This window comes from Pseudomonas sp. MIACH (assembly GCF_001269925.1).
Taxonomy (GTDB): Bacteria; Pseudomonadota; Gammaproteobacteria; order Pseudomonadales; family Pseudomonadaceae; genus Aquipseudomonas.
In genome coordinates this window covers 244,652-261,499 of sequence record NZ_LHVO01000053.1, presented here as the reverse complement: position 1 = coordinate 261,499, position 16,848 = coordinate 244,652, and the positions used below count along the sequence as shown (strand labels likewise).

Here is a 16,848-nt window from a genome sequence, read left to right as displayed (position 1 = left end):
TAAAACGGCGCAGTGCTGAATCAGTCGTCTCGGGAACCACCAAACGCCGCGCAACCGCGCTGCACTTGGCCGTTGACGCGCAATTCGGCGGTCATGTGCTGCAGGCTGCCGCTGACGCTGTCGATACAGCGTTGCGGCGCTACCCACAGTTCGATGTGCTGGTTGTTGGCTTCGGTCATCAGGTTGAAGCGACCCTCACCGATTTGCTCTTCGACATAAGGCACCGCCAGTGGCGGCTGACCTTCACGCTCAAGCACCATGCCCTTGGCGGTGACATTCATGGCCCAGGCCGGCTTGTGGCCGTTGGCCCGCAGGGTCATGCGCTTGAAGTCCGGGTCGGCACAGGCAGAGGTCGAGCGCTCTACGCGGTAGAGTTGTTGCAGGTCGACGCTGCCTTGGGTGCCGCTGGCGACGCCCGAAAACTTGCCGCGCAAGTCGGCAAACAACGCACCTTGCTGGCCGGCCAGGGCAGCTGCTTCCTGCAGGATGCTGGTGCCGCTGGTGTCGTTGACGACATAGTTGCGTTTATCGTCGCACGGCTGGAACAGCAGCTTGCCACCTACTGCCGTGAGTTCGCCCTGCATGCGGGTCAGCCCGGCGGTAGACGGCTTAGTCGGCTCGTTTTCGAACATCTGGCAAGCGGCGAACAAAGGAAGTAAGGCAAACAGAGCGAGGGTACGGGCGGCACGCATTATCGGGTCTCCAGACAAGTGCCGCCACGTTACGCAGGCTGGCGTTGCATCACAACCCCGCAGCCATGCTTCAGGCAATTCTTACAATGGTTACATTCAACCCACTATAAACGTCTGACCGGTCTGTAAGCCTTCCACGCTTTTTGCGTAGGCCAACGCCACGTCAGCGCCCGTAGCCGGTTTATAGCCACGGAAGTACGGCGCGTAACTGCCCATGGCTTCCACCAGCACCGTTGGGCTCACGGAATTGATGCGCAGCCCTCGTGGCAATTCGATTGCCGCCGCTTTGATAAAAGCGTCGAGTGCACCGTTGACCAGTGCCGCCGAAGCGCCAGTGCGGATCGGGTCACGGTTGAGAATGCCACTGGTGAACGTGAACGAGGCGCCGTCGTTGGCATACTCGCGGCCGATCAACAGCAGGTTCACCTGGCCCATCAGCTTGTCACGCAGGCCCAGTTCAAAGTCGCTTTCGCTCATATCACCCAGCGCCACGAAATTCACGTTGCCTGCAGCGCAGACGAGTGCGTCGAATTTGCCGGTCTGTTCGAACAGTTTGCGAATCGAGGTGCTGTCGCTGATATCCACCTGGAAGTCGCCGCTGCTGCGGCCAATGCTGATCACCTCATGACGCTGGGCCAGTTCGGCCTTGACTGCTGAGCCGACGGTGCCGCTGGCGCCAATCAATAGGATTTTCATGGTGCTGTTCCTCTGGGTTTATCAGGAACTGTAGGAGCGGGCTTGCCCGCGAAGAACGCAAGAGCGCCGCTGTGTACCAGGCTCACCGCGTTATCGTTGACGATTTTCGCGAGCAAGCTCGCTCCTGCAGTAGGGGGTAGGCATCAAGTCTAGGGTGGCTTTTCAGACGGATAAACGTGCTAATAGGCAACCTTTGGTTTTCAAATGGAAACAGTCCGTGAGTGAGATGGATGATTTGGCGGCCTTCGCCGTACTGATCGAAGCCGGCAGTTTTACCGTGGCGGCCGAGCAACTGGGCTGCAGCAAGGGCCAGCTGTCCAAGCGCATCAGCCATTTGGAAGCGCAGTTCTGCGTGGTTTTGCTGCACCGCACCACGCGCAAGCTCAGCCTGACCGCCGCGGGCGCGGCGTTGCTGCCCCAGGCGCAAGCGCTGGTGGTGCAGGTGGAACGTGCCCGTCAGGCATTGGCGCGTCTCAAGGACGATTTGGCCGGGCCTGTGCGTATGACGGTTCCGGTTTCACTGGGGGAAACCTTCTTCGATGGTTTGTTGTTGGAGTTTTCCAAGCAGTACCCCCAGGTGCAGATCGAGCTGGAACTCAACAACAGCTACCGAGACCTGGCGCGAGACGGCTTTGACTTGGGGGTGCGTTCGGGTGCGATTGAAAACGAGCGCCTGGTGGCCAGGCCGCTGTTGGCCTGGCACGAGATGACCTGTGCCAGCCCCGCTTATCTGGAGCAGAACGGCGAACCACTGACCCCCGGGGATCTTGCGGCGCACACGTGTTTGCTCAACAGTCACTACAGCGGCCGCGAGGAATGGCTGTATCACCAGCAGCACGAGTTGTTGCGGGTAAGGGTGAGCGGCACCTTTGCCTCCAACCATTACAACTTGCTGAAGAAGGCAGCCCTGGTGGGGGCCGGTATCGCCCGCTTGCCGTCCTACGTGCTGCCGACGGAATTGGCTGACGGCCGATTGCGTTGGCTCCTGCGCGATTACCAGACGCGGAGTATGCCGATGTACCTGGTCCACCCTTATCAAGGCGGCCTGCCGAGGCGTCCCCAAGTATTGGCCGACTACCTGGTGGACTGGTTCAAGCGCAGCGGCGAGGCACTGGATCGGCTTTAACGGTAACGGCGCGCAATCAGGTGGTCGATGGACAGGCTGCCTGGCCCTTTGGCGACCAACAGCAACAGCAGCGCAATCCAGGTGCCGTGGGTGGGGTAGGCGTCCGGGTAGACGAACAGTTGAATGACCAGGGTCATGCCGATCAAGGCCAGGGCCGGGAAGCGTGTGGCCAGGCCCACCAGGATCAGCACCGGGAAAAAGTGCTCGGCAAACGCCCCCATGTGCGCGGCCACTTCCGGCGACAGCAACGGCACGTGGTATTCACTGCGAAACAGCGGCAATGTCGAGGCGGCGAGTTTGGGCGTACCGAGTTCGAACGTGCCGTTGATCAGGTCAATGGCAAGGCCTTCGATCTTGGTTTGCCCGGACTTCCAGAACACCGCCGCAATGGAGAAGCGCGCAATCAACGCGATCAGGCTGTAAGGGATTTTTTCGAAAAGCGTGATGGCCTGTTTGATCAGGCACGAAGGACGGCTGTTCATGGCGATACCTTTTGTTCTGGGAGCGAATGAGTGAGGGCGTCGTGGTTGATCAGCAGCGCCAGGCATTGGTGCAGGTCGAACGCGGCGCTGGCCTCAAGGGCGTCGGCGACCGCCATTTCCAATGCCGAGCCGTGTTTCAGGCTATTGATAAAGGCGACCGAGCCGCCGTCGATGGCGAAGACCTTGACGCTCAGTCCTTGGCGCAACACCAGCACGCCTTGGGCATGCCAAGGATCCAGGGTGGCCAGGGCACCTTCGGTCTGGTGTGCCGCCCATACCGCCACCACTGCGTAGGCGGAGTTCAATGCGCCTACGGACGGGTGCAGTTGCAGGTGCTGCGCGCCCAGATTCGTTTGGGTTTGCAGTTGTTGCAGCACGGCTTGCGAATCCACCCAGGGTGTATCCGCCGCGTGATAAGCGCGAACCCGCAGGCATTCCAGCCGGGCCACATCGGCCAGGTAAGGCACGCTGGCGGCCGGCTCGAAACCCTGGATAAAGTCGGCGAATGTGCTGCCGTACTCGCTGATCAACGGGCTGTTGGGCGGATATGCCTGGACGAATATGCCGGCCATGGCGCGGAAAAATGCATCGCCTACCAATTGCGCCGTTACGGGATAAGCCGTTGCCAGCGCATTGATCAACGAACTGTGAACATTGTTGCGATACACCGCAAAACGGCTGGCCGGATCGGCCCCGTTGCTGCTGAACAGACCGTCGGGGCAAGGCTGGTCGGGCGCCAGCAAGGCGCTGGCAAAGTCGTCGTGAAGGCTCATGGGTGGGCCTGCGATAAATACCGTTCAGCGTGTTGGGCTTCCGCGTGCAACACACTGAATGCCGGCACTTGGTTGTCGCGCTCGATCAGTGTCGCGACCGGGCCCGTAAGCGCGAGCACCTGTTCGTACAGCTGCCACACCGCGCTATCAATGGGCGCGCCGTGGTCGTCGATCAGCAGGCGATCGCCCAGGTTGTCGGTGTCTTCGGCGAAGCCGGCCAGATGAATCTCACCCACGGCGCGCAACGGTAGGGCGTTGACGTAGGCCAGTGGGTCGCGCTGGTGGTTGATGCACGACACGTAGACGTTGTTCACGTCCAGCAGCAAGCCGCAGCCGGTGCGGCGGATGATTTCGCTGATGAAGTCGGTCTCGTCCAGGGTGGAGCGCTGGAACTGCAGGTAGGTCGATGGGTTCTCCAGCAGCATCGGCCGCTTAAGGGTGCTCTGGACTTGGTCGACGTGTTCGCACACTCGACTCAAGGTGGCGGCGTCATAAGCCAGGGGCAGCAGGTCATTGAGAAACACCGGGCCGTGGCTGGACCAGGCCAGGTGTTCGGAAAACGAGTGTGGCTGGTAGCGTTCGATCAGTGCGGCCAAGCGCCCCAGGTGCTCACGGTTGAGCGGGCCTTCGCCGCCGATGGACAGGCCCACGCCGTGCAACGACAGGGGGTAACGTTCGCGAATCAACCCCAGGTAGTGATGAAACGGGCCGCCGGCCACCATGTAGTTTTCGGCGTGCACTTCAAAAAAACCGATGTCGGGCGAAGTATCGAGCACTTCCTTGAAGTGCTCGTTCTTCAGCCCCAGCCCGGCCCGATAGGGCAGCCCGGGCACCTGAACCGGTGAGACTGTGGGCAGGAGTGAAAGCGTCATCATCCGTACTCAGGCTGTGCAGGGTTTCAGGACTTGGCGGTGAAGGCGGCTTCCTGGCCGAAACCGGTCGGCGATGTGGAGCTTGGGGTTTGGGTGCAGGTGCCGGCCGGGACCAGTTTCCAGGCGTTGGCCTGATCCTTGGTTTTCGAGGTGCCGGCACAGGACGTGCCGGCGCCGGCGGCGCAATCGTTCTTGCCGGCTTCAGCGACGCCGAAGCATTTCTGCATGTCGTCGGCGGCGTGGGCGGTGGTGGTCAGGGCGGACAGGCTCAGGGCCGAACCCAAGGCGAGGACGAGGGTAGCGGCAGACAGTTTGGTGGTCATGGTGGATCTCCAGCAGTAGGTTGAGGAGCGGGCTTGAATGCCTGCTTGCACCACTAGAGGCGGGAGGAGGATGTTCGTTACAAGGCCAGACGAAATAATTTAAAACCATGCAAAAAAAATGTGGGAGGGGGCAAGCCCCTCCCACATTAGATCCGGTTTGTTCAGCAACCGTCTCTTAGCCGCCCAGGTACGCCTCACGTACCTTCGGATCGGTCAGCAACTGCTCGCCAGTGCCTTGCATCACCACCCGGCCGTTTTCCAGCACGTAGGCACGGTCGGCGATTTTCAGCGCCTGGTTGGCGTTCTGCTCCACGAGGAACACCGTTACACCGTCCTTGCGCAACTGTTCGATGATGTCGAAGATCTGCTGGATGATGATCGGTGCCAGGCCCAGGGAGGGTTCGTCCAACAGCAACAGCTTGGGCTTGCTCATCAGCGCCCGGCCGATGGCGAGCATTTGCTGCTCGCCGCCGGACATGGTGCCGCCGCGCTGGCTGAAACGCTCCTTGAGGCGAGGGAACAGGTGCAGCACCTTGTCCATCTGCTCCTGATAGTCGCCCTTGTCGGTGAAGAACCCGCCCATGGCCAGGTTCTCCTCCACGGTCAGGCGTGAGAACACCCGCCGGCCTTCCGGCACCACGGCAATGCTCTTGCGCATGATCTGCGAGGACTGCTGGCCCACCAGCTCTTCGCCCATGTAGCGGATGCTGCCGCTGTGGGCCTGCGGCGAGCCGCACAAGGTCATCAGCAAGGTCGACTTGCCGGCGCCGTTGGCACCGATCAGCGTGACGATCTCACCCTGGCGCACTTCCACGTTGACGCTGTGCAGGGCCTGGATCTTGCCGTAGAAAGTGGAAACGTTTTCGAATTGCAGCATTTTACGCTTCCCCCAGATAGGCTTTGATCACTTCAGGATTGTCACGGATCTGCTCCGGCGTCCCGTCTGCCAGCGGCGTGCCCTGGTTGATCACGACGATATGGTCGGAAATGCTCATGACCAGTTTCATGTCGTGTTCGATCAACAGCACCGTGGCGTTGTTTTCCTCACGCAACACACCGATCAGTGCCTTGAGGTCTTCGGTTTCCTTGGGGTTCAGGCCGGCGGCCGGTTCGTCGAGCATCAGGATCCGCGGGCGGGTCATCATGCAGCGGGCGATTTCCAGGCGACGTTGCTGACCATAGGCCAGGGTGCCGGCGGGGCGGTTGGCGAACTCGGTGAGGTTGACCTTGTCCAGCCAGTACTCCGCATATTCCATGGCCTCGCGCTCGCTCTTGCGGAACGCCGGGGTCTTGAACAGGCCTGCAAAGAAGTTGGTGTTCAGGTGACGATGCTGGGCGATCAGCAGGTTCTCGACCGCCGTCATGTCCTTGAACAGCCGCACGTTCTGGAATGTCCGCACCACGCCCTTGCGGGCGATCTCGTGACCGGCCAGGCCCTGGATCGGCTGGCCGTCCAGCAGGATGCTGCCGCCACTCGGCTTGTAGAAACCGGTGAGGCAGTTGAACACCGTGGTCTTGCCGGCGCCGTTGGGGCCGATCAGCGCTACTACCTGTTTCTCTTTCACGGTCAGGGCGACGCCGTTGACCGCCAGCAAGCCGCCGAAGCGCATGCTCAAGTTTTCGACTTTCAGGATCTCGCGGCTCATTTGCGCAGCTCCATGTGTGGACGTTGCATGGGCAGCAGGCCTTGAGGACGCCAGATCATCATCAGCACCATCATGGCGCCGAACATCAACATGCGGTATTCGCTGAACTCACGCATCATTTCCGGCAGCAGGATCATCACGATCGCCGCCAGGATCACACCCAGTTGCGAGCCCATGCCACCCAATACCACGATGGCGAGGATGATCGCCGACTCGATAAAGGTGAACGACTCCGGGGTCACCAGGCCTTGGCGCGCGGCGAAGAAGCTGCCGGCGAAACCGGCGAACGCGGCACCCAGGGTGAAGGCGGAGAGCTTGATGATGGTCGGGTTCAGGCCCAGGGCACGGCAGGCGATCTCATCTTCGCGCAACGCTTCCCAGGCGCGGCCGATCGGCATGCGCAGCAAGCGGTTGATCACGAACAGTGCCGCCAGCGCCAGCAACAGTGCCACCAGGTACAGGAACACCACTTTGCTTACCGGGTTGTAGTCGATCCCGAAGTACTCGTGGAACGTCTGCATGCCTTCGGCAGCGGTGCGGTCGAACGACAGCCCGAAGAACGTCGGCTTGGGGATGCTGCTGATACCGTTGGGACCACCGGTGATGTCGGTCAGGTTACGCAGGAACAGACGGATGATTTCCCCGAAGCCCAGGGTCACGATGGCCAGGTAGTCACCGCGCAGGCGCAGTACCGGGAAGCCCAGCAGGAAGCCGAACGTGGCCGCCGCCATGCCGGCCAGCGGCAGGCAGATCCAGAAGCTCCAGCCCAGGTAGTGCGACAGCAGCGCGTAGGTGTAGGCACCCACGGCGTAGAAGCCCACATAACCCAGGTCGAGCAGGCCGGCTAGGCCCACCACGATGTTCAGGCCCAGGCCCAGCAACACGTAGATCAGGATCAGGGTGGCAATGTCGACCGCACCGCGCGAGCCGAAGAACGGCCAGATCAACGCGGCCACGATCAGGCCGATGATGATGTAGCGCTGGGTGCGTGGCAGGGTCAGGAATTGGCTGACCTTGGGCGAGACCAACGGGCCACGGTTGCTCTTGAACAGAGCGCCGACCTGCTGGGTGAACAGCACGCGCAGGAACATCAGCACCGAGCACAGGGCGATGATGGTCAGGGTCACGGGGCCGGTGCCGTGCACTTCAAGGTTGATGCCGACAATGCTCAGCTTGAGGCCGAGTACCGGGAAGGCCACAGCCCACACCAGCAAGGCGCTGAAAAACGCCGATTTAAGATATCTGCTCATACTTTCTCAACCTCCGGACGGCCCAGGATGCCGGTCGGACGGAACAACAGCACCAGAACCAACAGGCCGAACGCGACGACGTCCTTGTATTGGTCGCCGAAAATATCGGCACCAAACGCCTCGGCCACCCCCAGCACCAGGCCGCCGAGCATCGCGCCCGGAATACTGCCGATGCCGCCCAATACCGCTGCGGTAAAGGCCTTGAGGCCTACCAGGAAACCGGCGTTGGGGTTGATCACGCCGTACTGCATGCTCAGCAGTACCGCCGCGACGGCTGCCAGCGCAGCACCGATCACGAACGTCAGGGCGATGATGTTGTTGGTGTTGATGCCCAACAGGTTGGCCATCTTGATGTCTTCGGCGCAGGCCCGGCAGGCGCGCCCCAGACGGGAGCGGGAGATGAACAGGGTCAGGCCCAGCATGGCCACCAGGGTGACGACGAAGACCAGGATCTGCATGTAGGAAATCAGGACCTCTTCCGCACCACCCGGACCGAAGGAGAAGCTCCCCGGGATCAGGTTGGGGATGGATTTATCCTTGGAGTCCTGGGACAGCAATACGGTGTTCTGCAGGAAAATCGACATGCCGATGGCGGAAATCAGCGGGATCAAACGGTTGCTGCCACGCAAGGGACGGTAGGCAACGCGCTCGATACTGTAGCCATAGGCACTGGTCACGACGATCGATGCAAGGAACGCAGCGGTCATCAACAGCGGCAGGGAGTGGATACCCATCATGGCCAGCCCGGCAAGGGCGATGAAGGCCACGTAGGAACCAATCATGTACACCTCGCCATGGGCGAAGTTAATCATTCCAATGATGCCGTAAACCATTGTGTAGCCAATGGCTATCAAGGCATAGGTGCTGCCAATGGTCAGGCCATTAACCAGCTGTTGGAAAAAATGATAGATCTCAGGCATTACAGCGCTCCTAAAAACCCGATACGCATTTCACTGGTGGAGTCATGTTCCGGCCCCGTGCTGTGTTCTGTGAGCACATTTGCACAAAGCGTTTGCCAGCGAACCGCTGGTGACGGTTTTAAGATTTTCAGGTGAGCCAGCGCCCGGATCGCGGGTGACAGGCCCATAAACCTCGTAAAACAAAACCCACTGCTCTCACAGTGGGCTTGTTGGACCAGTAATGCCTGGCTTACTGAGGGGAAACTTCGGTTTTTGGTTTGCCGAAGTGCCATTCGTAGACCACGAACTTGAAGTCCTTCAGGTCGCCCTTGGCGTCGAAGCTCAGCTCGCCGGTAGGGGTCTTGAAGGTGCCCGCGTGGATGGCGGCAGCCACTTTGGCGGTGTCTTCGCTCTTGGCAGCGGTAATACCGCCGGCGATGACTTCAATGGCCGAGTAGGCCGGGAACACGAACGGACCGGTTGGGTCCTGCTTGTTCTTGGCGAACTCTTCAACGATGGCTTTGTTGGCCGGGTCGGTGTCGAAGGATTTCGGCAGGGTTACCAGCAGGCCTTCGGAAGCGCCTTGGGCGATTTGCGAGATGGAGTCGTTGCCAACACCTTCAGGGCCCATGAACTTGGCGTTCAGGCCTTTTTCCTTGGCTTGGCGCAGGATCAGGCCCAGCTCCGGGTGGTAGCCGCCGTAGTAGACGAAATCGACGTTGGCTTGCTTGAGCTTCTGGATGATCGAGGAGAAGTCTTTGTCGCCGGCGTTCAGGCCTTCGAAGACGGCAACCTTGGTGCCTTTCTTCTCAAGGGTCTGTTTGACGGCGGTGGCGATACCTTCACCGTATTGCTGCTTGTCGTGCAGGACGGCAACGATTTTCGGCTTCACGTGGTCGGCGATGTAGTTGCCGGCCGCTGGGCCTTGGGCGCTGTCCAGGCCGATGGTGCGGAAGATCAGCTTGTAGCCACGGGCGGTGATTTCCGGGCTGGTAGCTGCCGGGGTAATCATGATCACGCCTTCGTCTTCATAGATGTCGGACGCTGGCTGAGTGGAGCTGGAGCAGAGGTGACCGACCACGAACTTGACGCCGTCGTTGACCACTTTGTTGGCAACGGCCACGGCTTGTTTAGGATCGCAAGCGTCGTCGTATTCCTTGGCTTCGAGCATTTTGCCGTCGACGCCGCCCTTGGCGTTGATGTCGGCGATGGCCTGCTTGGCACCCATGAATTGCATGTCGCCGTATTGCGTTACAGGACCAGTTTTCGGACCGGCGATGCCGATCTTGATGGTGTCAGCTGCGAACGAATGGCCGGCAACCCCAGCCAGGACCATAGCGGCAAACAGTTTGGAAATCTGCTTAGTAGCCTTATTCATAGTGCTCCACTCTTACTGTTGTATTTTTTATAGTTCTAGCGGCCTTGTGAGCTGCAGAACCGGATCAGATATCTCGGATATCCCCCCGGCAGTGCCCTGGCAACTGTACCGGTACAGTGTAGAGCGCCGGTTGATCGCTTGAAAAGCTGGCTGCTGGGGGCAAAACCTGTGTATGTCGCTTAAATGAAAGAAAAAGACAGAATTGCGGCGGGGTAATGCCAGAGTCTCGGGCAATCCTTGGCTTTCCTGACACTTTCTATCGATGACTCATTTGCAACGGGGTTTTTCTACCTGGCTTTTTATACGAAAGGCACGACGTTATGATTGCGCCGATTTTTTTCCCAGGTGAATTCCCATGACGCAAGAACCTAGCACCCTCTATGCCAAGCTGCTCGGCGAAACCGCCGAAATCTCCTGGAAGGAGCTTGAACCGTTCTTTGCCAAGGGTGCCCTATTGTGGGTCGACGCCGGCCTGGATTTGATTGAAGCCGCCGAGGGAATGGCTGAAGACAACCGCGATAAAGTCGCTGCCTGGCTGGCCTCGGGCAGCCTGTGCGAAGTGTCTGCGACGCGGGCATTGGACCTTGTTGAGCGTGACCCGAGCTTGTGGGCTGTGGTGGTTTCGCCGTGGATACTGATCCAGGAAAGGGCGTCGCGATAACGTTTAGCACTTAAATGGTGCGTGATTTTCGGTTTTAAAAGTGTGTAGCTGAGTAACCGCTGGCGCCGTGATGGCATCTTGCCGTGGAGAAAGGTCACAGCGCAGGGTGACGCGCACGTCATGGGAACAGTTTTCTCGCGGGTGAATCGGCGGAAGAATTGTTTCTCGGTGTGAATAAAAGGCAGGTGGCTGTCAGATCATGGCGTAGGAAACGGTGAATTCCGGTAAAGTTCGCCGCTTGTCACCCGGAGCTAGTCATGCCGTCAGCGCTGCCCCCTTTAGCGAAACCTTCACACCAACTGCTTTACCTTATCTACGGTCATCAGGACGTTTATCGGCGCGAAGCCAAGTTCAGCATCCTCACCGCCCTGTCTCAACTTAAAGCGGGCGAGTCGCTGTGCATCCGGGTCATGACCGATCGCCCCCAGGACTACGACGGCTGGCCGGTTGAAACCATCGCCCTGGACGAGCAGACCCTGGCCCAATGGCAGGGTGAAAACGGTTACCCCCATCGCCGCAAGGCCTGCGCGATCGCCCAAGGGCTGACGCTGGCGGACAAGACCCTGTTCGTCGACACCGACACGCTGTTCCTCAAGTCCCCCCATCGTGTGTTCGAGCTGATCGAGCCGGGCCAGTATGTGATGGACGGTTTTGAATACGACTGGAGCTACGTCTGCAAGCGCCCGGACTACCTCAAGCTGGGCGAGCACCTACAGGCCCATGGCATCTCGGCGGATAACAGCTTCAAGCTCTATAACAGTGGTCTGTGCGGTGTCCGTGCCAGCGATTCGCCGCTGCTCGAAGCGTCTATCCGCCTGATCGACGAGTGGACCCGGAACTCGTTCGATATCCACACCATCGAGCAAATCGCGATTTCCTTCGCGATGCGCGGCCAGAAGGTGCGCGAGGCCCGCAAGTTCGTTCATCACTACTTTGCCGACAAGCGCTTCTTCCATGCCATGCAGGCGCACTTCTTTACCCTGTACGGTGAGGCATTTGGCCCTGAGCTGGTGGCGCGTTGCCTGGATGTGCCGCGGGTCAAACCGGTGCCCTCTCCCTGGCAGCGGCTGCGCATCAAGTGGAAGCTGCGCAATCAACGCAAGCATTTGAAAAAGGTCGGTCGAGACTTGCTCTACGGTAGTTCGGCGCCTGCGCATCCGTATTACGACGTGTGCCGACACGGCTGGTGGGAATCGGCTTTGCGCGAGATTCGCGGCTGGGATGAGGCGGAGCAGAAGCGCTTCTTCGGCGCGAAAAACTCGGGCTGGCCGAAGCAACTGCCCCGGCCTGCAAAGCGCGGCGACGAAAAGACCATCCTCGCGTTCCTGCGCCAACGCATGACGCACTGAGGTTGCGACGGCGCCAGGCGGCGCCGTCCCACGTTGTTAGCCGGTCTTGCCGGTATGGTTATTCAACGAAATGACCTTGGTCTTGCCGATGCGGTGACGGTAGATCTCGCGCAGGTACTTGATCGCTTTCTTCACGCAATCCCGTGACAGACGAATGTCATTGATCGACACAAACTTCTCTTTGTCGTTGATCAACTCGCGGTACTTCTTCTCATACATCGGCTTGATCGCGTACCAGTTGGTATCAAGGATCTTCGCCGGGTTTTCAAACTCGTTGAGCAGCTCGTCGATGCGGTCTTCGTCGAAGTCCTCGTGGATGATGAAGTCCAGGATCGAGTTATCCAGCGTGTCGTCGAAGCGGTACGGGTTGCGCGCGAAGCAGCGCTTGATAAAGGCCACGATCAGCGTCAGGAAGTCATCCGACAGGCACGGGCTCTTGGCGATCAGGGTGGTCAGCGACAGGTTGGCCGACGCGCCGATCACCAGGGCATAGCGCTTGAGGGTGGTGTTGGGGAACAGGCTGTTGAGGTGAGTTTTGAGCCGGTTCAGGTCCATGTAGGACAGCTTGTAGTCCTTGGGCAGTGAGACGATCGACACCACCGACGAGCAGTTCTTGAAGAAGTGCAGGTCATGCAGCGCCGCCGCGTCGTAGCCGGAGTTCTTGTACTGCTCCAGGGACGCTTTGTAGCGCTTGGACTCGATCGGTAACAGGCTGATGCCTTCGATGGCCTGGGTGACCTTGTTGAAGTGCGGCAGGTCGATGGAGCGGAAGAACAGGTCGTCGATGTTCAGGCGCTGGGGCTCTTTCTCGAAGACTTTGAACTTGTCATTCGACGGCACCGGGGTTTCCGGTACTACGGATTCGGCGTAGGCAATCGCCACCGGACCGGCCAGGCTCATGAACAGGTCATTGGCGTCCAGGCGAATGGTTTCGCCGATATCGATGCCGGCGCGACGGAAATAGTTCTGGTCGTAGTCGGTGGTCACGGCCTGGGCGGTGAGGATGTTGAAGATTTGCTGGGAGATGTACTGGTTGGCGTGTTTTTCCATGGCATTGACGTCAATGTTCTGGATGTTGCCGTCATCGCTTTCTTCGGCATAACGCATGATGTCGTTGGAGATCAGCATCATCGCGTTCCACGGACGGATACGCCCCTTCACACTGGCTTCGCTGCTGTCTTCATTGTCGAAGTTGTACGAGAAGTCCCATTCTTCCGAAAGGTACTTGCACAGCAAGCGTCCGGCGTTGATATGCAGCGCCTCGGACATTTCGCTGCGGTGATCAGAGATATTCGGCAGCACACAAATGCCACTGGTGAAGATCGGCTCGAAGACGAAAGCGTGGCCGCTCTTGCTGTCGTGCTCGTCGGCGGGCTTGGTGTCGAAGGTCTTGTTCATGTACGAGTGTTGCTGGGCCAGGCCGAACTCCGAGGCCATGCCCGAACCGGTGCCGCCGCCGGCGCTGAAGATCGAGAAGTACAGGCGCGACTGGTTGGCCTTGATGCCGCAGGAGTCGATCAGGTACGAGTGGATCATCTTCCAGTCGGGGCTGGAGAAGCGCTGGGTATCTTTGTTGAGGATGATCTTGGCCAGGTACTGGCCGAGGATCGGCGCGTTACCGGCGCCACCGGCATGGACTTCAGAGAGGTCCATGATTTTCATCTTGCTGTAGTCGCGCAGGAAGCCGCTTTTTTCGCCCTTGCGCGAGAAACGGATACGTCCGGCGATGTCCTTGTCCAGGTCGCCCAGCATCACCAGCGGTTCCACCAGGAACACCGGCTTGCTGGCCTTGCCGCCGCCCAGGCGCAGGTTGTTGCGAATCCACTGGGCCGGGCTGTAGCCCTTGTCCAAGGATTTATCTTCAGTGCTGAATTCGTTGAGGTAGAACTTGCGCGCGTTGTACACCAACTCCGCCACGTCCAGCGCGATGTTCGAACCGCAGCGGCCCAGGCCGATCAGGCATACCGAGGGGAATTCCTGATCGCTGTGCTGCTCGCTGTCGCCTTCCAGGTGAGGCGGGCGTGGGAACACCATGTCGCGCAGGCCGTCGAGGTTATCGAGGATGCGGTCGGTATTGGTTTCAGTGAAATACAGGTATTGCTGGGTGGCCAGCGGGCGCGTGGTGCTCAATGACTTTGAACCTGAGGGCTTTTCCGCAGGAGCTGGGAGCAACACATCGGATACCACGGTGGCGGGGTTATTTTTAGAAGTCATTGTGCGCCATGTGCCTGTGCGGATGGCTGAAAAGTATCAAGTAGCCATCACGGAATGGGAGTTCGCGACTTTGCAGTGCGTCCTTGTCCGGAACGATCGGGGTAACCCTGTGTGCCCAGGTAAAACCTGGCCGGACTCTGATGAATCGGCCGTTCGTCGGCGATCTTTAGGCAAGTGATGGCGAAATGCCAAAGATTCGGCGTCAGCGAATTGGCCTGACGATGGAAGTAGACCCCGAGCGGCCGGGGGAGGGATCCTTGGCAGGGTTGGTATCCTTGCTGCCTGCGACGCTGCAGGAGTAAAGCGGGTTGCGTATGTCGATGCCCTGCATCGCGCCAATGATGTCACTGGCGGGCACCGCCGGGCTCAGTAGGTAGCCCTGCACAAAGTCACAGCCATGCTTGAGCAGGAGTTCGAACTGGGCCTGGGTTTCCACGCCTTCGGTCACCACCTGCAGGTGCAGGGTGTGGGCCATGCCAATAATCGCCTGGACGATCTCGATATCGGCTGTCGACTTGGGAATGTCCTGGATAAACGAGCGATCGATTTTCAGGGTGTTGAGCGGCAAGCGCTTGAGGTAGGCGAGGGACGAGTAGCCGGTGCCAAAATCGTCGATGGCCAGCGACACGCCCAGCGAGCGGATTTGTCGCAGCAGGGCGAGGGTGCTGCTGATGTTGCCCATCAAGGCATTTTCGGTCACCTCCAGTTCCAGGCGGTTGGCGCCGATCCCGCTGAAGCGCAGTGCGTCTTCGATCTCATCCGCCAGCTCGTCTCGGGCCAGGTTCAGGGCCGAGCAATTCACCGCCATGGTCAGTTCGGTATAGCCTCGGTCGGAGAGCAGGCTCAAGTCATGGCAGGCTTGGCGCAAGACCCAGTGGTCCAGTTCGGCGATCAGACCGTTGCTTTCGGCAATGCCGATAAACCGGTCGGGGGCCAGCAGCCCATGTTGCGGATGCTGCCAGCGCACCAGGGCTTCCAGACGCGTGACCTTGCCCAGTTTCATGTCAAAGATCGGTTGGTAGAACAGCACCAGTTGGTTCTGGGCGCGCAGGGCGCTGCGCAGTTCTTCTTCCAATTGCAGTTCGAGAAAGGCGCGGGTCTTCAGGTTGGAGCTGAAGAAGTTCAGGCTGTTACGCCCCGTGTCCTTGGATTGGTACAGCGCCAGGTCGGCGGTTTTGAGCAGCTCTTCGCAGGTCAGGCCATCCTCGGGAAACAGGCTGATGCCGATGCTGGTGGTCATTACCATGCGCCGGCCGGCCAGTTCGATGGGTTCCTTCATCTGCTGCATGATGCGCTGGGCCAGGTGGCGCGCTTCGTCGCGGTGGTGAATGCTGATCAGAATGCAGAACTCGTCGCCGCCAAACCGCGCGACCACATCGGCGTGGCTGCGCACCGAACTCTTGATGTGGCTGGCGAGCACGGTGAGCAACTGGTCGCCGGCATCATGCCCGAGGCTGTCGTTGATGCGCTTGAAGTGGTCGATATCGAGGAAGATCACCGCCATCATGCCGTGGGATGCGGTTTTTTCCGCGAGTTTCTCCGCAAAGATCTGGTTGAAACCCCGGCGATTCAACAGGCTGGTCAGCGCGTCGTAGTGAGCCACCTGCTGCAGCGTGGCGCGGGCCTGGTCCAGTTCGCTGAGCAGCGCATTGACCCGACGTAAGTCACGCTCCTTGTGCTGAAGCTTCTTGTCGGCCAGCGCGGCGCTGATGCTGCTGCCGATCACCAGCAGAGTGATCACCGCCACGGACAGGCCCAGTTGGATAGGGTTGTTGTCCCGGGATAACGAGAGGTCGGCCCCGGTGGGGACTATCAGTTGCATGGCGGCCATGCCGGTAAAGTGCATGCTGATAATCCCTGCGCCCAACACCAGGCTGGCGGCGTATTTGAGCAGTTGATGGAAGACGCCGGCGCCGGTGCGCAGATAGCTCGACAGCAACAATGCGGCCAGGCTGGCGCCAATGGCGATGCCCACCGAGGCGAGGAATAGCCCCTGCTCGAAATACACCTGGGCCTGGGAGCGCATGGCCGACATGCCGACGTAATGCATCAGGGCGATGCCGATGCCCATCCATATCGATGCCAGCAAGTACTGGTGAAATCGCAGTTTCGTGTGACTGAGGGTCTGCATGGCGAACAACGAGGCGATCAGGGCGATCACCAGCGAGGCGAACGTCATGATCAGTTCGTAGTGAATCGCGATGGGGGCCTGGAAGGCCAGCATGCTGATGAAGTGAGTGGACCAGATACCTCCCGCCAGGCAACCTGCGCCCAGCCAGCGCCAGTGGCGGCGAGCGGTGGGGTCTTCGACGTGGCCGACCCGTTCGGCCATGTCCAGCGTGCCGAAGCCTGCCGCACAGGCGACCAGATAGGCCAGCAGCACCAGGAACGGGTTATGACTGCAATTGAGTAATAAGTGCCCGTTCGCTGGGAGGTCGGTAAAAAAGTGCAGACCTAGCCATTCCATAGCATGTCCTGTCATAGCGT

Annotated in this window: 16 protein-coding genes; 3 read left to right on the top strand and 13 right to left on the bottom strand. The window is 59.7% G+C overall.

Translation table 11 applies throughout. From position 1 onward, the window contains the following. Positions 1-20: 20 nt before the first annotated feature. Both AD670_RS21670 and AD670_RS21665 read right to left on the bottom strand, forming a co-directional pair. Positions 21-692 carry a COG3650 family protein gene (locus AD670_RS21670; protein ID WP_053137122.1) on the bottom strand — a complete coding sequence of 224 codons (672 nt, stop codon included), beginning with the start codon at positions 690-692 and terminating at the stop codon, positions 21-23. A gap of 96 nt (positions 693-788) precedes the next feature. Continuing rightward, the gene (locus AD670_RS21665) at positions 789-1,388 is read right to left on the bottom strand and encodes a short chain dehydrogenase (RefSeq protein ID WP_053137119.1); all 600 of its coding nucleotides are present in this window, start codon (positions 1,386-1,388) and stop codon (positions 789-791) included. Between the two features lie 217 nt (positions 1,389-1,605). Between AD670_RS21665 and AD670_RS21660 the strand changes: the two genes are divergently transcribed. Continuing rightward, positions 1,606-2,514, top strand: a complete 909-nt coding sequence (locus AD670_RS21660) for a LysR family transcriptional regulator (RefSeq protein ID WP_053137116.1) — start codon at positions 1,606-1,608, stop codon at positions 2,512-2,514. Here AD670_RS21660 and AD670_RS21655 read toward each other — a convergent pair. From AD670_RS21655 to AD670_RS21615, 9 genes are all read right to left on the bottom strand, one after another. Further along, positions 2,511-2,996 carry a DoxX family protein gene (locus AD670_RS21655; protein ID WP_053137113.1) on the bottom strand — a complete coding sequence of 162 codons (486 nt, stop codon included), beginning with the start codon at positions 2,994-2,996 and terminating at the stop codon, positions 2,511-2,513. The genes AD670_RS21660 and AD670_RS21655 overlap by 4 nt on opposite strands. Then, entirely contained in the window at positions 2,993-3,769 is a 777-nt protein-coding gene (locus tag AD670_RS21650; RefSeq protein WP_053137110.1) for a DNA-binding domain-containing protein, read from the bottom strand. Before AD670_RS21650 ends, AD670_RS21655 begins: the two co-directional genes overlap by 4 nt. Beyond that, positions 3,766-4,644 (bottom strand): DUF692 domain-containing protein, encoded by an 879-nt coding sequence (locus AD670_RS21645; RefSeq protein WP_053137107.1) that lies wholly within the window; start codon positions 4,642-4,644, stop codon positions 3,766-3,768. The genes AD670_RS21650 and AD670_RS21645 overlap by 4 nt, the downstream gene beginning before the upstream one ends. A gap of 23 nt (positions 4,645-4,667) precedes the next feature. Beyond that, positions 4,668-4,964 (bottom strand): DUF2282 domain-containing protein, encoded by a 297-nt coding sequence (locus AD670_RS21640; RefSeq protein ID WP_024073886.1) that lies wholly within the window; start codon positions 4,962-4,964, stop codon positions 4,668-4,670. Positions 4,965-5,139: 175 nt separating this feature from the next. Continuing rightward, positions 5,140-5,841, bottom strand: coding sequence for an ABC transporter ATP-binding protein (locus tag AD670_RS21635; protein ID WP_010212366.1), 702 nt, complete (start codon positions 5,839-5,841; stop codon positions 5,140-5,142). 1 nt (position 5,842) lies between these two features. After that, positions 5,843-6,610 (bottom strand): high-affinity branched-chain amino acid ABC transporter ATP-binding protein LivG, encoded by a 768-nt coding sequence (gene livG / locus AD670_RS21630; protein ID WP_012722652.1) that lies wholly within the window; start codon positions 6,608-6,610, stop codon positions 5,843-5,845. Next, positions 6,607-7,860 (bottom strand): high-affinity branched-chain amino acid ABC transporter permease LivM, encoded by a 1,254-nt coding sequence (locus AD670_RS21625; protein WP_012722653.1) that lies wholly within the window; start codon positions 7,858-7,860, stop codon positions 6,607-6,609. Before AD670_RS21625 ends, livG begins: the two co-directional genes overlap by 4 nt. Further along, positions 7,857-8,780, bottom strand: a complete 924-nt coding sequence (livH, locus tag AD670_RS21620; protein WP_003172375.1) for a high-affinity branched-chain amino acid ABC transporter permease LivH — start codon at positions 8,778-8,780, stop codon at positions 7,857-7,859. Before livH ends, AD670_RS21625 begins: the two co-directional genes overlap by 4 nt. A 229-nt stretch (positions 8,781-9,009) precedes the next feature. After that, positions 9,010-10,137: a branched-chain amino acid ABC transporter substrate-binding protein gene (locus AD670_RS21615; RefSeq protein ID WP_053137104.1), complete on the bottom strand. Its 1,128-nt coding sequence runs from the start codon at positions 10,135-10,137 to the stop codon at positions 9,010-9,012. 355 nt (positions 10,138-10,492) lie between these two features. Here AD670_RS21615 and AD670_RS21610 point away from each other — a divergent pair, with 355 nt between their 5' ends. Continuing rightward, the gene (locus AD670_RS21610) at positions 10,493-10,798 is read left to right on the top strand and encodes a DUF2288 domain-containing protein (RefSeq protein WP_053137101.1); all 306 of its coding nucleotides are present in this window, start codon (positions 10,493-10,495) and stop codon (positions 10,796-10,798) included. 257 nt (positions 10,799-11,055) lie between these two features. Continuing rightward, positions 11,056-12,147: a hypothetical protein gene (locus tag AD670_RS21605; RefSeq protein ID WP_053137098.1), complete on the top strand. Its 1,092-nt coding sequence runs from the start codon at positions 11,056-11,058 to the stop codon at positions 12,145-12,147. 36 nt (positions 12,148-12,183) lie between these two features. On the opposite strand, the gene AD670_RS21600 is transcribed toward AD670_RS21605, so the two are convergent. Together AD670_RS21600 and AD670_RS21595 are read right to left on the bottom strand one after the other, a co-directional pair. Then, positions 12,184-14,361 carry a hypothetical protein gene (locus AD670_RS21600; RefSeq protein WP_053137095.1) on the bottom strand — a complete coding sequence of 726 codons (2,178 nt, stop codon included), beginning with the start codon at positions 14,359-14,361 and terminating at the stop codon, positions 12,184-12,186. A gap of 202 nt (positions 14,362-14,563) precedes the next feature. Next, positions 14,564-16,828: a bifunctional diguanylate cyclase/phosphodiesterase gene (locus tag AD670_RS21595; protein WP_053137092.1), complete on the bottom strand. Its 2,265-nt coding sequence runs from the start codon at positions 16,826-16,828 to the stop codon at positions 14,564-14,566. Positions 16,829-16,848: the final 20 nt, after the last annotated feature.

What these genes read in the sequence shown, in the direction of transcription:
- livH (WP_003172375.1), bottom strand. Translation starts at nt 8,780, where the DNA reads ATGCCTGAGATCTATCATTTTTTCCAACAGCTGGTTAATGGCCTGACC.
- AD670_RS21605 (WP_053137098.1), top strand. Translation starts at nt 11,056, where the DNA reads ATGCCGTCAGCGCTGCCCCCTTTAGCGAAACCTTCACACCAACTGCTT.
- AD670_RS21615 (WP_053137104.1), bottom strand. Translation starts at nt 10,137, where the DNA reads ATGAATAAGGCTACTAAGCAGATTTCCAAACTGTTTGCCGCTATGGTC.
- AD670_RS21595 (WP_053137092.1), bottom strand. Translation starts at nt 16,828, where the DNA reads ATGGAATGGCTAGGTCTGCACTTTTTTACCGACCTCCCAGCGAACGGG.
- AD670_RS21640 (WP_024073886.1), bottom strand. Translation starts at nt 4,964, where the DNA reads ATGACCACCAAACTGTCTGCCGCTACCCTCGTCCTCGCCTTGGGTTCG.
- AD670_RS21600 (WP_053137095.1), bottom strand. Translation starts at nt 14,361, where the DNA reads ATGACTTCTAAAAATAACCCCGCCACCGTGGTATCCGATGTGTTGCTC.
- livG (WP_012722652.1), bottom strand. Translation starts at nt 6,610, where the DNA reads ATGAGCCGCGAGATCCTGAAAGTCGAAAACTTGAGCATGCGCTTCGGC.
- AD670_RS21635 (WP_010212366.1), bottom strand. Translation starts at nt 5,841, where the DNA reads ATGCTGCAATTCGAAAACGTTTCCACTTTCTACGGCAAGATCCAGGCC.
- AD670_RS21665 (WP_053137119.1), bottom strand. Translation starts at nt 1,388, where the DNA reads ATGAAAATCCTATTGATTGGCGCCAGCGGCACCGTCGGCTCAGCAGTC.
- AD670_RS21650 (WP_053137110.1), bottom strand. Translation starts at nt 3,769, where the DNA reads ATGAGCCTTCACGACGACTTTGCCAGCGCCTTGCTGGCGCCCGACCAG.
- AD670_RS21655 (WP_053137113.1), bottom strand. Translation starts at nt 2,996, where the DNA reads ATGAACAGCCGTCCTTCGTGCCTGATCAAACAGGCCATCACGCTTTTC.
- AD670_RS21670 (WP_053137122.1), bottom strand. Translation starts at nt 692, where the DNA reads ATGCGTGCCGCCCGTACCCTCGCTCTGTTTGCCTTACTTCCTTTGTTC.
- AD670_RS21645 (WP_053137107.1), bottom strand. Translation starts at nt 4,644, where the DNA reads ATGATGACGCTTTCACTCCTGCCCACAGTCTCACCGGTTCAGGTGCCC.
- AD670_RS21610 (WP_053137101.1), top strand. Translation starts at nt 10,493, where the DNA reads ATGACGCAAGAACCTAGCACCCTCTATGCCAAGCTGCTCGGCGAAACC.
- AD670_RS21625 (WP_012722653.1), bottom strand. Translation starts at nt 7,860, where the DNA reads ATGAGCAGATATCTTAAATCGGCGTTTTTCAGCGCCTTGCTGGTGTGG.